At 53.3% G+C, this 14,525-nt stretch carries 9 protein-coding genes; 1 reads left to right on the forward strand and 8 read right to left on the reverse strand.

Annotated features, from left to right (window positions below):
• Positions 1-3: 3 nt before the first annotated feature.
• Positions 4-750: an RluA family pseudouridine synthase gene (locus MKY12_RS18840; protein ID WP_036732959.1), complete on the forward strand. Its 747-nt coding sequence runs from the start codon at positions 4-6 to the stop codon at positions 748-750.
• Positions 751-1,165: 415 nt separating this feature from the next.
• Here the strand turns inward: MKY12_RS18840 and MKY12_RS18845 are convergent, their stop codons facing one another.
• The 8 genes from MKY12_RS18845 to MKY12_RS18880 all read right to left on the reverse strand — a co-directional run bounded on the left by MKY12_RS18845 (position 1,166) and on the right by MKY12_RS18880 (position 13,035).
• Positions 1,166-1,609, reverse strand: coding sequence for a MarR family transcriptional regulator (locus MKY12_RS18845; RefSeq protein WP_036732955.1), 444 nt, complete (start codon positions 1,607-1,609; stop codon positions 1,166-1,168).
• Positions 1,610-1,788: 179 nt separating this feature from the next.
• On the reverse strand, positions 1,789-4,230 hold the full coding sequence (gene gyrA / locus MKY12_RS18850) for a DNA gyrase subunit A (protein ID WP_339310328.1): 2,442 nt from the start codon (positions 4,228-4,230) through the stop codon (positions 1,789-1,791).
• A 387-nt stretch (positions 4,231-4,617) separates the two neighbouring features.
• Positions 4,618-6,600: a DNA topoisomerase IV subunit B gene (parE, locus tag MKY12_RS18855; protein WP_036732950.1), complete on the reverse strand. Its 1,983-nt coding sequence runs from the start codon at positions 6,598-6,600 to the stop codon at positions 4,618-4,620.
• 73 nt (positions 6,601-6,673) lie between these two features.
• A complete protein-coding gene (locus MKY12_RS18860; protein ID WP_036732948.1) occupies positions 6,674-7,663 on the reverse strand; it encodes an ABC transporter permease in 990 nt (329 codons plus the stop codon).
• On the reverse strand, positions 7,656-8,639 hold the full coding sequence (locus MKY12_RS18865; RefSeq protein ID WP_209869863.1) for an ABC transporter ATP-binding protein: 984 nt from the start codon (positions 8,637-8,639) through the stop codon (positions 7,656-7,658). The genes MKY12_RS18860 and MKY12_RS18865 overlap by 8 nt, the downstream gene beginning before the upstream one ends.
• A gap of 51 nt (positions 8,640-8,690) precedes the next feature.
• The gene (locus MKY12_RS18870; RefSeq protein ID WP_339310329.1) at positions 8,691-9,611 is read right to left on the reverse strand and encodes a GDSL-type esterase/lipase family protein; all 921 of its coding nucleotides are present in this window, start codon (positions 9,609-9,611) and stop codon (positions 8,691-8,693) included.
• Between the two features lie 431 nt (positions 9,612-10,042).
• Positions 10,043-10,825 (reverse strand): CAP domain-containing protein, encoded by a 783-nt coding sequence (locus MKY12_RS18875; RefSeq protein WP_339310330.1) that lies wholly within the window; start codon positions 10,823-10,825, stop codon positions 10,043-10,045.
• 248 nt (positions 10,826-11,073) lie between these two features.
• The gene (locus MKY12_RS18880) at positions 11,074-13,035 is read right to left on the reverse strand and encodes a WG repeat-containing protein (RefSeq protein ID WP_339310332.1); all 1,962 of its coding nucleotides are present in this window, start codon (positions 13,033-13,035) and stop codon (positions 11,074-11,076) included.
• Positions 13,036-14,525 lie beyond the last annotated feature (1,490 nt).

Raw genomic sequence — 14,525 nt, forward strand, 5'->3', positions numbered from 1 at the left:
GCCATGACCGGAACGAATAACGGCGCAGCAGGAGAATCCGGCAGCAGCCCCTCCCGGTTCGAGATTCTATATGAGGACAACCATCTGCTCGGCATTGTGAAGCCTGTGAATATTCCCGTTCAAGAGGATGCTACAGGCGACCCGGATCTGCTGACCCTGCTGAAGGAAGATGTGAAGGAACGCTACGCGAAGCCGGGCAACGTCTTCATGGGCCTGGTTCACCGGCTGGACCGGCCTGTAGGCGGTGCGATGATCTTCGCCAAGACCTCGAAGGCAGCCTCCCGGCTATCCGAGAGTGTGCGCACCCACGCCTTCCAGAAGGTCTATCTGACAGTGGTGCATGGTCAGCTTCCAGGCGCAGAGGCCCGGCTGGAGCATACGCTGCTGAAGGACCCTAAGAGCAATACCGTCCAGGCCGTCCGGGAGGGAACGCCGGGCGGCAAGCAAGCCATCCTTGATTATACCGTGATTGGTACGGCAGAAGGCTATTCGCTGGTGAGGATTGACCTGCTGACCGGCCGCTCCCACCAGATCCGCGTCCAGCTCAGCGACGTTGGCTGTCCGCTATATGGAGATCAGAAGTACGGCGCGGCCGTGAACAGACCGGGACAGCAGATTGCATTATGGTCTGCACTCACCCGGTTCCCGCATCCGGTGACCAAGGAAGAAGTCGAGCTGCTCTCCCTGCCTCCCCGTTCCTATCCCTGGAATCTTTGGACTCCGCAAATGCAAAAGCAGGCTATCCTTTAACGGACAGCCTGCTTTTTTTGAAATATAAGCATTCATATGTTTCACTCAATAACTTATTCTTCTATTTCCCGCTGTAACAGTGCCGTCCAAACAAGGATAGCACGACAGGAGTGGCGATAGATAGGCTTAAGTGTATTTTATACAACTAAAACATCTGATATATAACCGATCACCCGTATAGTTGTATTTCATACATTTAAATAGTCAATAATTTTGATTCTTCCCTCTTTGGACAGGTTTTAGTTGTAGAGAATACAGTTATACGATGAAAATATGCTTTTTCGCTGTATTTAAGTGTACATTCTACAACTATCCCAGTGTCTCACTTGCAACTGAACGCTTTCAATTGCTGCATTGGATTGGATAGTTAACCCGCTTCGACTTCTTTAGTTCTGATGCTCTAAGTAGCAGGTGCTTATACGGACTGTACCGAAGCTGCGTCATCCACGGCCGGGGCAACCGCCATCTTGCCCATGAGGTAGAGCAGCAGCTGCTGATTATGGGAGGAAATGGGGTCCAGCGCTTCTGCAAAAAAATCACTGCGGACCTTCAGTCCGCGCAGCGTCTCCCGCTGGCCTGTCTCGGTGATGCTCACCCAGACAATTCTGCGGTCTGAGGCATCGCGTTCACGGACAATCAGATTATGCTTCTCCATCCGGTCAAGCAGCATCGTTACGGCCGCCGGGCTGGTTGCCAGATGAGGGGCCAAATCAGAAGGCTTCATCGCATCACGCTCCTGCAGCAATTCCAGTACGGTAAGCTGGGCATCAGTCAGTGTAGGGGCAAGCTTGCTGTCCATATGTAGCTTATAGTCCTTTAATATCTTATGCCAGATTTTACTGAATTCAGTGGAGTGCACACTTATTCCTTCCTTTCCTGCGGATCTCTATAAGGTATATTTACTTTTTCGCCAGAAAAATTCCAAATCCTTCAAGGCCAAAAAATAAAATCATATCTGCAATTATCCCCCCCCCAAATTAAAAGCGCGGGCAGCCCGTTACTCTGAGCTGCCCGCGCCGTTACATGCGGTATTATATTTTACTTGACTGCCTGAAAAAGAATGGCGATTTCGTCCTTCTTCTCGACAGCAACCAGCTGCTTGCCTGTAGAACGACGTTCAGCAATCGGTGCCGATTCGGAAGAGAAGGAATGTACCGCACCGCTCTGGGTGATGGCGGTCACCTCCAGCGGCTCCTTGCAATAGAATGCGCCTGCCAGCCTGCTGCCGTTCGGGCGGACACGCTTGCCTTCCTTGAACTCGAAGGTTGGCATCCCTTTGCCTCCGCGGCTCTGGGAAGGATAATCCACCATCAGGGAGCGCTTGGCATAACCGATGTCGGATATCGCCAGGATCTCACCTTCATCCTCGCTGACCCAGAAGCAGGAGACCACCTCATCTCCTTCACGGAGCTGAATTCCCCTAACTCCTGTGGCCACCCGGCCCATAGGATTCACTTCATTCTCACGGAAACGGATGCTCATGCCCTCACGGGTAATCAGCACGATCTCCTTGTCACCCCTGCTGTGCGCCACTGTAATGATCTCATCGCCTTCGGCCACCTTACAGGCGGCAACGGCTCCGGAACGGCTTGTAGAGTACTCCTTGAGCTCGGTACGCTTCACCTGCCCCTTGCGGGTGATGAAGACCAGACTGGCCAGCGGGTCCTCCAGGTTGCCGACCGGCAGTACACTGACGACACTGTCTCCCTTATTCAGTCCGATCACGTTGACGATGGCCGTCCCCGGATCTTTCCATTTGAACTCTGGAATCTGATGCACGGGAAGCAGGAAGTATTGACCCTTGCGGGTGAAGACGAGCAGGCTCTCCCGGGTATTCAGATCCAGCAGCTTGACGATATGATCGCCATCCTTGACGCCTGAAGAGTGGCGCTCCCCGCCCGAACGGGTGAAGGACAGCATGCCGGTCCGCTTGATATAGCCGTCCGCAGAGAGCGCAACCAGCACATCCTCCGCATTGACCAGAACCTCCATGTTAACCTTAAGCTCCTCTACCTCGCCCTGAATCAGGGAACGGCGGTCGATTCCGTATTTGTCACGGATCTCCAGCAGCTCCTTGCGGATAACGGTAATCAGCTTCTTGTCGCTGTCCAGAATCCCCTGGAGCACAGCAATCCGGGCCAGCATCTCATCAAGCTCCTTCTGCAGCGAATGAATCTCCAGATTGGTGAGACGGTAGAGCTGCAAGGTAAGGATAGAATCAGCCTGTCTTTCGCTGAAGCCGAACATCCATACCAAGTTATTCTGGGCATCCTGGCGGTTCTTCGATGCCTTGATGGCAGCGATCACTTCGTCCAGAATGTTCAGCGCCTTGACCAGTCCCTCTAAGACATGGGCACGGTCCTCCGCCCGTTCCAGATCGAACCGGGTACGGTGAGTGACCACTTCCCGCTGATGGGCAATGTAGGCTTCAAGGATCGCTTTGAGCCCCAGCTGCTGCGGAGCCTTGTTAACGATGGCTACCATGTTGAAGTTGTAGGTGACTTGGAGGTCGGTTTTTTTGAGCAGATAGGCTAAGACGCCTTGTGCATCTGCCTCCTTCTTCAGCTCCACCACGATGCGCAGGCCCTCACGGCCGCTCTCATCGCGGACCTCGGCGATCCCTTCAATTTTTTTCTCCAGACGGATGTTCTCCATGGAGGTCACCAGGCGTGACTTCACGATCTGGAAAGGCACCTCGGTGATCACGATCTGCTGCTTCCCGCCGCGCAGATTCTCAATCTCCGTCTTGGAACGCAGATAGATACGGCCTTTGCCGCTGCGGTAAGCATCCATAATGCCGTCTCCGCCCATAATGGTTCCGCCTGTCGGGAAGTCCGGCCCCTTGATGAAGGTCATGATATCCTCAAGCGCAATGTCCGGCTTCTGCATGACCGCGATGCAGGCGTCGATGACTTCCCGCAGGTTATGCGGTGGAATCTCAGTGGCGAATCCGGCCGAGATCCCGCTCGTTCCGTTCACCAGCAGATTCGGATAACGGGAGGGAACAACCACCGGCTCCTTGGCAGTATTATCGAAGTTGTCCTTGAACAGTACGGTGCGCTTCTCAATATCGCGCATCATCTCCATGGCAATCGGAGACAGACGCGCTTCTGTGTAACGCATCGCCGCCGCCGGGTCATCATCCATGGAACCCCAGTTGCCGTGTCCGTCTACCAGCACATGCCCCATCTTCCACGGCTGTGCCATCCGCACCATCCCGTCATAGATCGAGGAGTCCCCGTGGGGATGGTAGTTACCCATGACATCACCGACGGTTTTGGCTGACTTGCGGTATGGCTTATCCGGCGTATTGCCGGAATCGTACATGGCATACAGAATCCGGCGCTGCACGGGCTTCAGCCCGTCGCGCACATCGGGGATCGCCCGGTCCTGAATGATATATTTGGAATACCGGCCAAACCGGTCACCCACGACCTCTTCCAGAAAAGCCGGCAAAAATTGCTCTGATAAACTGCTCATATCCTCTTCACCTTCTGTTCCTCATTCTGTCCGCGTTTTTAAAGATTGATGATCTGACGCTGTGCGTTTTGAAATTCTCAATTCATTGGAACCAAATCGTAAACCGGATAGAAGGGATGACCGTAACTGCGGTGAGTTTTGGACTTCCGGCCGCTGTTGTCTCCAGATTTTCTGATTTAAAACCGCTGATCGCGGTAAAAATCCGGAGACAAAGGCGGTCGCTAACGCTCCTACAGTTCCAAAATCCCCTCCGTTACTTTCCCTTCTATAGTTTCACAATTTCAGTTCCAAACCTATTGAGAAATCAGCCGCTTCGCTTATGCAGATCATCAAAAAATTAAAAACGCGGAAGTAATCGTCACTTCCCACTACTACTTACGATCTTTGTTACTCCACGATCTCCGTGAAGTCGACGTTCTCGACAATCCAGCGCTTGCGCGGGTCGACCTTATCGCCCATCAGCGTGGAGACGCGGCGCTCCGCCTTGGCGGCATCCTCGATCTGCACCTGAAGCAGCGTACGCGAATCGGGATTCATCGTAGTCTCCCACAGCTGGTCCGGGTTCATCTCACCCAGTCCCTTGTACCGCTGCAGCTCGAAATTCTTCCCGAATTCCTTCAGATAATTCTGCAATTCCTCATCGCTCCAGGCATAGCGGACCGTCTCCAGCTTGCCCGATTTACGTGTCAGCTTATACAGCGGCGGCTGGGCGATATAGACCTTGCCGGCATCGATCAGCGGCTTCATGTAGCGGTAGAAGAAGGTCAGCAGCAGCACCTGGATATGTGCGCCGTCCGTATCGGCATCGGTCATAATGATGATTTTGGAATAATTGCTGTCCTCCACGGCAAAATCAGGCCCGATTCCCGCACCGATTGCTGAAATGATCGCCTTGTATTCGTCATTCTTCAGGATATCCAGCAGCTTGGCCTTCTCGGGGTTCATCGGCTTGCCCTTCAGCGGCAGGATCGCCTGAATCTTGGAATCCCGGCCTTGCTTCGCGGAGCCACCGGCTGAATCGCCCTCGACGATGAAGATCTCGGTACGTGTAACGTCCTTGGACTGTGCAGGTGACAGCTTGCCGCCCAGGTTCGAGCTCTCACTGCGCTTCTTGCCGCTGCGGATCTCATCACGGGCCTTGCGGGCCGCTTCACGGGCCTTGGAGGCCTGAATCGATTTTTTGAGCAGACTCTGTGCAACTTGGGGATTCTCTTCCAGGAACCGCGCCATCCGCTCAGAGACGATGAAGTCCACGGCACTGCGGGCAGATGCGCTTCCGAGCTGATCCTTCGTCTGTCCGACAAACTCCACATCCGACATCTTGATGCTGATGACCGCCATCATGCCTTCGCGCAGATCATTGCCCTCCAGATTCTTATCCTTCTCCTTGAGCAGCTGCGTGCGGCGGGCGTAATCATTCAGCACACGGGTATAGGCTGTCTTGAAGCCTGTCTCGTGTGTTCCCCCGCTGCGGGTAGGAATGGAGTTGACAAAAGAAGCGATCGTCTCCGTATACCCCGCATTATACTGCAGCGCGATTTCCACCTCAATCTCGTCCTTCTCGGAGCTGAAATGAATTACATCGTGCAGTACATCCTTGCCTTCGTTAAGGAATTGCACGAACTGGCTGGCGCCGCCTTCGTAGAAGAATTCATCCTGACGCCCGCTGCGCTCGTCGCTCAGATTGATTCTAAGCCCGGAATTCAGGAAGGCGATCTCCTGTACCCGTTCTGCAAGCGTATCATAGTTGAATGAAATGCCCGCAGCGAAGACGCGAACATCCGGCTTGAAGGTAATCTTCGAACCGGTCTTATTCGTATTCCCCAGTATCTCAAGACCGGTCACTGGCTCACCGACATGTTCTTTTCCGCTTTTGTCGACCCAGTATTCAAAGCGCTGACGGTGAATCTTGCCCTCGCGGTAAATCTCCACTTCCAGCCACTCGGACAACGCATTGGTTACTGAAGCCCCGACCCCGTGCAGGCCGCCCGACTTCTTGTAGCCGGAGCCGCCGAATTTGCCGCCTGCATGCAGTATAGTGAATACCACCTGCGGCGTTGGGACTCCTGTCTTGTGCATTCCGGTCGGTATTCCGCGTCCGTTGTCAATAACGGTCACCGATCCGTCTTTACGCAGTGTAATATCAATCTTCGAGCAAAACTTGGCCAAATGCTCATCTACGGCATTATCTACTATTTCCCATACTAAATGGTGCAGACCCGAGGAACTCGTACTGCCAATATACATGCCGGGCCGTTTGCGGACCGCAACCAGACCTTCGAGCACCTGAATGTCGTCAGCATCGTATCCAGTCCGGCCTGCTTCGCCGTTCTTAGAGACTTTTGCAAACATATCGATCTGTTCGAGCATTCATGCTCCTCCTTCACTTGTCTTCCTGTCTCTCTAAAAATGCAAACAAACGTTTTCGTTCACTTTGTACATTCTAATTCAAAATATCCCGTTTCGTAAAGACGGCGAATGAAATGATTACGGCCGCAAGTCCCCAAATGCCCAGAACCGCCATCGAAAAGCCCAGTGTCATGCCCTCTATCGGCGCGGGAGTGCCCGCTAAATAAGTCGTCAGCTCCATATTGACCATAAATAAATATTTGGCCGCCGTCCAGGCGGAAGCCATATTCGTCAGGATCGTTCCGGCAATCAGCGCCGCCATCATCACTACAATGCTCGCAGCTGTACTGCGGACCAGCACCGACACCATGAAGGCCAGCAGGGCCACCACGATGCTGACATACCAGATCAGTCCGCCCTGCATCAGCAGATACTTCCACTGCTCCACGGCATGAACCTTCGTCATATCCACAGTATCACCGTTTAGCTGGAAGCCTGTAAAGACTGGAACATTGAACCCCTTATAACCAAAAGCCAGCCCCGATATCAGATAGCTGATTACGAATACGGACAGGACAATCAGCGAGACGAACATCAGCAGCGCTACCATTTTGCTGAACAGTACCTTCCAGCGTCTGACCGGGCGGGTCAGCAGCATTTTGATCGTGCCTGTCGTCCGCTCCCCGGAGACCAGGTCGGAGGCAACCGCCATGATCAGCAGCGGAATGAACAGGGAGACGGAATTATTGACAAACTCCCGGGTGAACGTTACTCCGCTCGGCTCGTTCGGATTCACATCATGGTCCAGATAATACTGCAATTGCTGGAGAAAAATCCGCCGGTACGACTTCCATTCCTCCGGAATCCGGTCGCTGCCGAGCGAATTCTGGTTATCGGTAATCTGCTGCTGGATCTCCAGCCTCCAGTCAGAGTTAAATTTGTCACGGCTGCGCTCGGCTATGCGCATTTGCGCATAGGTAAACATTGGCACCAGCACAAGCAGGATGAGCAGGATGACATAGAAACGTTTCTTTTTAATAATCTTCAGGCACTCATTTCGGATGAGCGGCAGCAGGTTAGTCAATGGCTTCACCTTCCGTTAGCTTCAAGAATAGCTGTTCCAGTGTAGGGTTGATTTTATGCACAGCCCGGACTTCCACCTCTTGTGCAACCAGTACGGCAACAATCTCCGGGATCAGCTCCTCGTCCATCGCCGTAACCAGGGAATTCACGCCCATGCCTGCGATGACCGAGTCATCCAGGGTAACCTCGTCCAGATGAAGCAGCGCGATATCCGGCCGCCCGGCCATGATGTCTCTTGCCCGCTGAAGCGGCTCCAGTTCCCACAGGACATACGGTGAGTTACGGGCAACCAATTCATCTACAGCGCCAACAGCGAGTACACGGCCTTTGCTGATAATGGCTACCCGGTCGCACAGCAGCTGAATTTCACTCAGCAGATGACTGGACACAAAGACCGCCAGCCCTTCGTCTGCCAGCTTACGGATGAATTCGCGCAGCTCCTTGATCCCTTTGGGGTCCAGGCCGTTGGTCGGCTCATCGAGAATCAGCAGCCGGGGACGGCCGAGCAGAGCTTGGGCAATACCGAGCCGCTGGCGCATCCCCAGCGAATACGTGCTGACTTTATCCTGGATGCGCTGATCGAGCCGCACGATTTCAACGACCTCGGCAATCCGCTGCTCGTCCACTCCGGGCTGCATACGGGCGAAATGCTGCAGGTTCTCCCAGCCCGTCAGATACGTGTAGACCTCCGGATTCTCGACAATAGAGCCAACGTATTGCAGCGCTTTTTCCGGATTCCGGTTCACATTATAGCCGCAGACGGTAATCGTCCCTTCGCTCGGGCGGATCAGGTCCACCAGCATGCGGATGGTTGTGGTTTTGCCTGCTCCATTCGGACCGAGAAAGCCGAAGATTTCGCCTTTTTTCACATCAAACGTGACATCATCTATAATCCATTTGCGGCCGATTTTTTTGCGGACTCCCCGGGCGGACAGGACGACCTCATCCCCCGGTGCCTCATGAATGGTTCTCGCCATCTTATACAGCTCCTTGCCACAGTCATTTCTGTTCAAAAAAAATCATCCGATTCAACGAACCGCCTGTACAATCCGCTCGCTCATCCGCTGATAGCCGTCCCCGTTCGGGTGAAAATGATCATTTGACAGATATTTCGCCAAATGGCGGTCAAACAGGTCAAAGGTCGGGACCAGCGTCATGTTCTGATGCTTGTTGATCATATCCATCGCCGCATTATTCCACGCCGTTACCGCCTGATTGCCGGGAATTAGCAGCCCCTCGATATCTCCAAAGGGATTATACAGTCCGATGTAATAGACTTGGGCCTGCGGATTCACTTCTGCAACTGTATCCAGTATGCTGCCCAGCCGTTTGGCGGCCCCAGGCAGAGCGGAGAGAAGCGATTCCGGGGTCAGATCACCTGCAGACGCGGTTGGAACCGGGGTAGTGCCTTCTACCTTGTTATTGGCAGGGGCTTCCGTGCTCTGAGGTACCGCTTGCTGTGAAGGCTTGGCAGAGGCGGCTGCTTGTCCGCTGCTCCCGCCTGTGCCCAGAATATCCGAGCCCCGGAACAGGTCGTTCCCGCCGATGGAGATCAGGATGACATTCGCCTGACGCAGTGCGTACTGCACCCCTTCCTCCTGAAGCTTGCTCTGCAAAGCAGCTGTGGTCAAGCCGTTAATGCCCATATTGCCCAGCAGCTCTGCCTTTCCTCCATTGGCCGACAAGGCATCCACGGTCCGTCTAACAAACCCTTGCCCGGAGTTGTCTCCGGTCCCTTTGGCCAGAGAATCACCAAGCGCCAGGATCTTGTATTCGTCATTTGCCGCGGCTGTCGGTGCAGCCGTCTCCTGCGGAAGGGAGGAGAGGAACTGCTCCCCCTTCGGGTTCAGGATATCGCCCACTGCATACACAAATCCTGTAATCAAAAGTAAAGTTGCCAGGATGGACACCAGGCTTACTGTCCTCCAGGTCCATTTGGAATCCTTCAATGCTATCCCTCCATCTGCCGTACTCTTCTGCCTCTTCCATCATTCACAACATTATTAACTATGTAGATAAACATAATTCTTCTTTGCACAATTTGCAAACCGTAGGGGGGTTTAGGTGGGGGCGCGGCTGCGGGGATTTTGGACTTACGGCCGCTGTTGTCTCCAAATTTATTGAATGAACCGTTATACGGTTAAAATTCGGAGACAAAGGCGGACGCATTCGCTCCTACAGTTCCAAAATCCCCTCCGCCGCTTCACACCTAAACGGTGGAAGCAGTAAGGGCGGCACGATGGCGCTGCGCTGATCGTGCAAGACCGCGGACTGCGGCACGATAGCGCTGCGCTAATCGTATCAAGACCAATATTACTTTAATATCCTAAAAACATAAAAACGCCCCCCGGCAATGCCGGAGGGCGGAGTTAACGCAACTTTATTTACCGATGAATTCCTGGACCCAGTAGTTATTATCGAAGCCAACACCGATGTAGTTGAAATTCGCGCTCAGGATGTTAGCCTTATGACCCGGGCTGTTCATCCACGCGGTCATAACTTCCTGAGGGGTCTTCTGGCCCATAGCGATATTCTCACCAGCCGCCTTATACGTAATGCCGAACGCCGACATCATATCGAAAGGTGATCCGTAGGTCGGAGAAGTGTGTGAGAAATAGTTGTTCGAGCGCATGTCCGCAGCCTTCGCCGCAGCCACTTTGTTCAGGCTGTCCAGTGCGGAGACAGGGGCTAGTCCAGCTGCAGCGCGCTCTTTGTTCACCAGTGCGACTACTTGCTGCGTGTAGCTGGAGGCGTTATTGCCAACTGCAGGAACCGCAGATGGGGCCGGGGTTACCACAGGTTTTGCAGTGGCAACGGGGGCCGGGGCTGGCTTAGCAGTTGCTGACGGTGCCGCTGTAGCCACTGGTGCTGCTGTTGCAACCGGCTTAGCCGGAGCTACCGGCTGTGCTGCCGGGGCAGCTGCAGCTGGCGTTGTGTATACAAAGGTTTTAGTGACAGTGTACGTATTGCCACCCAGTACAAAGGTCTTCGTTGAATTGTTCTGTGTGAAATAGTCCATGAGCTGTGCGAAATTCATATCTGATCCGGCTGCCGCAGGGGCACCGGCTGCTGCTGCGTTTGCTTGTAATGGAAGAGAAATGCCAAGCGCCATAACAGCGGCTACGCTTCCACCTATCATTCTTCTCAAAGTCTTGCTTTTCATTCTGCCATCTCCTTAATCTTCGTTGTGGTGTATCATGGGGACAAGGGTGTCTGTCTACATATGTTACAAAGTTGTAATCTGTTCCTAGGTCATTGTAACACAAAACTATCAGCTGTGCGCTTCTAAATTCTGTCATTTTATAGATAGAAAAGGCTTGTACCCTACAGCAGCGGCAAAAGAAAACAGCATTGCCGTCCTTTTCAGGACGGCTGTGTCTATCCTATATATCGGCGATTCTATCGCTTAATTTAATGAAAAGACTGCCAGAACTCCCCTTCGGTCGAGATCAGGCCCATAATCTCAGCATACGGAATGCGGAAGGTTGGAAATCCTGCGGCGTACGGAGCAATCTCATAAGGTGCAAAATACAGGTACAGCGCCTCCGCATCCACATAAAAGGGCTGATCGGCTGTAATGCCTTTATACGTATCAGGGAAAACATAGGAATACTGCGGATCATTCGCAATCTGCTTGCCGACAATGTCACTGAGCTTCTGCACGTATTTACTGCCGGGCTTGAACAGATCGCTGAGCGTGTAGAACTTGCCGGTGCGCAGGTTGATATGCTCATAGATCCGCGTAGGCATGCCGTGTGCAGCGCCGAACGGAAAATGATAACCGCTAAGCTCCAGCACCAGCAGATTCTTGCGGAAGAAGGATACGGCGAAATCTCCCGTATAGCTGAAATCCTGCGTGCCTCCCCCCGTCCCCGCCCCGTATGGGAGCGACAGATTGCGCAGCTTGTCATTCACTGCCTTCGAGACCTCGGCAACCGCGATCCCTTCCACGACCGGATAATAGACCAGATAATCCCGGTTAGGCTTGTATTTCTTCTCCAGCACAGAGTATGGCGGTCTGAGCGGAATGACCCCGTTTTGCCGCCAGACCTGCTTGCCTTTACGGTCATAATAGGAGGTGCGCAGATCAATATCCGCGCGGATCAGGCTGCCGCTGAAGGACAGTGATCCTGAGCCTGCGATGACCGGGGGCTGGGCGGCTTTTTTTCCGCTGGTGTCAATAAAATACGTATCCTTGGCATCATACACCGACGCGAGTCCCTGCTGATAATTGTTCACGCCCAGCAGCGGGTGGGTGCTGAGAATTCTTCCGGTCAGCGCATCGGCGATGACATATCTGGAGCCTCTGTAGGGCTGATCCGCATACAGCGGGGTTCCCAGCGCCACACGGTTCTCTCCCAGCTGCTGCACCTCATAATAGACGGCGGGAATGATCATTTTCCCCTGCTTATCGATCAGACCGTAGGCGTTGCCATAATCAGCGGCTGTGTTAATCACGGCCCGGCCCTCCGAGAACGGCAGAGCTGCCGTATACTGCGGCTGGATAGCAATCGTGCCGTCCGTGTGCAGATAACCGTATTTTCCATTCTCCGTCGCCTGAAAGGCCAGCAGCCCATCCCCCGGATACCCGACAAAAGGATGTTTGTACGTATGCAGCACCACGCCATGGAGATCAATCAGCGCATATTCCCCTTCGGCTATTTTGACCAGTGCAGTCCCGTTCGAGAAATCCCCGGCGTCCAGATAGACGGCTGGCAGCACCTCTTTGCCCTGGGCATCCAGGTAGCCATACAGCGAGTTCCCCCCGGTAGTATTCTGCTTGGAGAACAGCGCACGGCCTTCGTGCAGCGAATTCAGATAGTCATAGCGCGCGGACGTCACCTCTTTGCCTTTTTCATCAATAAAAGTGTAGCCCTTCGCATCCTTCACCACGGCCCGCCCCTCGGAAAAAGGACCAATAAAATTATAGACCGGTTTGACCCGTTCCCGCCCGGAGCTGTCAATCAGACCGCTGACATTCCCCCGCTGCACCACCGCCAGGCCATTCTCCTGAAACTCCTCCGCATAATCATATCTCGGCTCAATCACAATCCGGCCGTCGTTGTTGATATATCCCCACAGCGTCCCGTCCTTGAGTTTAAAAGGAGCCGGATGCAGCAGCGCTGCCCGCAGGCCTCCGCCGTCATCCGGGAGCACAATGAGCGCCTCCAGGGGCTTTTTGGAGTAATCTACACGGTATAAGCCCGCCTCTGCCGGGATGGTCACGAACAGCTCCTCTTCCGCCCGGATGAAATCCTCCTCCTGCTGCGGAATACACTCATTCCAGCCGATACCGTCCCACCGCCATACCTCCGTCTGAATCAAACCGTTGTCGTTCCCTTTTCCCAGCTCGTTCAGCTTAATCCTCAGCATGTTGTCGTTCTCCTTTACAAAGGCTTTTGCCTATAGACTATGAGAGTGAGGGGGAAAGGGTGTGTATGTGCCTGGGCGATAATAAAGCGATAAATAAAGCGTTAATTAAAACAGAAAGGCGATGTCGTAACTGCGGTGAGTTTTGGACTTCCGGCCGCTGTTGTCTCCCGATTTCCTGATTTAAACCGCGAATCGCGGTAGAAATCGGGAGACAAAGGCGGACGCTGCCGCTCCTCCAGTTCCAAAATCCCCTCCGTTACTGCTGCCTTTCTGTGGGTAAAAACACAAACACACCCTTTCGGAGGGTGTGTACCGGGGATACAAGGGCTGCTTCGCCTGCCCTTGAAAGATGAGAATAATCCTTCTGCCGGGCGGGCAAAGGTTAAAAAAATCTATAAAGGATAGAGGCCTAAAACTCTATTCAGCGGACTGGATAAATAAGTTAGTTTGCATCAGTGTCGAACCTAACCGCTGTCTGACTGCTAACCTCTTGCCACTCGCTGTCCGCTGGCTGATTGTTAACTCCTTCCCCCTACTGTCTGCTATCTGAATGCTAAACTACTTGCCTCCCACTGCCTGCTGTTTGATTGCTAACTGCTTGTCTCCCACTGCCTGCTACCTGATTACTAACTACTTGCCTCCCGCTGCCTGCTGTTTGATTGCTAACTGCTTGTCTTCCACTGCCTGCTACCTGAATGCTAACTACTTGCCTCCCGCTGCCTGCTGTTTGATTGCTAACTGCTTGTCTCCCACTGCCTGCTACCTGATTGCTAACTACTTGCCACTTGCCACCTCTCGCTCCTGCCGCCCACTCCCTGCTATCTGCGCCTCTGGAACAGAATAAAACTATTAATTAGTCACTATTAGCTGCGAAATCCTGCCCAAAATGCAACATTCGGCTACGTACATCGACTTTAAACTAACATTGTTGTATGAAAGGCAGTATTTGCCCGCCCGCAAGCCAATTAGAAGAGGAAATGTTGTATTTCGTGCAGCAACTATCCTCAGTTCCCCTGTTTCAGCCAGCCGGAATTGCAATTATTGCAACATTTCACGATCATGTGATATCAGGAGCGGAAGGGAATTGGGAAACGAAGGAGGGGTAGCATCCGGAAGCCCCAAATCCTGCAACACGTGTATTCTAATGATTTGGAGCAACGCTGCGACAAATCCGGGCAAGCCAAAAAGCGTTTGCGAGATACCGCAAACGCTTTTTGCCTGCCTTCCCACCCTTGGTGAGGTGATAGGAGTACCGGAGGGGATGTGAGATTGGAGAGGTGCATAAGCACCCGATGAGTTCTTGAATTCAATCGTAATGGAATTTGATCTGTGAACTGTTCCCCGGGTAGAAGGAAAATGGCGGAGGGGATTTTGGAACTGGAGGAGCGGGAGCGTCCGCCTTTGTCTCCGGATTTCTACCGCGATTAGCGGTTTAAATCAAGAAATCTGGAGACAACAGCGGCCGGAAGTCCAAAACTCACCGCAGTCAC

This window comes from Paenibacillus sp. FSL M7-0896, assembly GCF_037975415.1.
GTDB lineage: Bacteria > Bacillota > Bacilli > Paenibacillales > Paenibacillaceae > Paenibacillus_AQ > Paenibacillus_AQ silagei.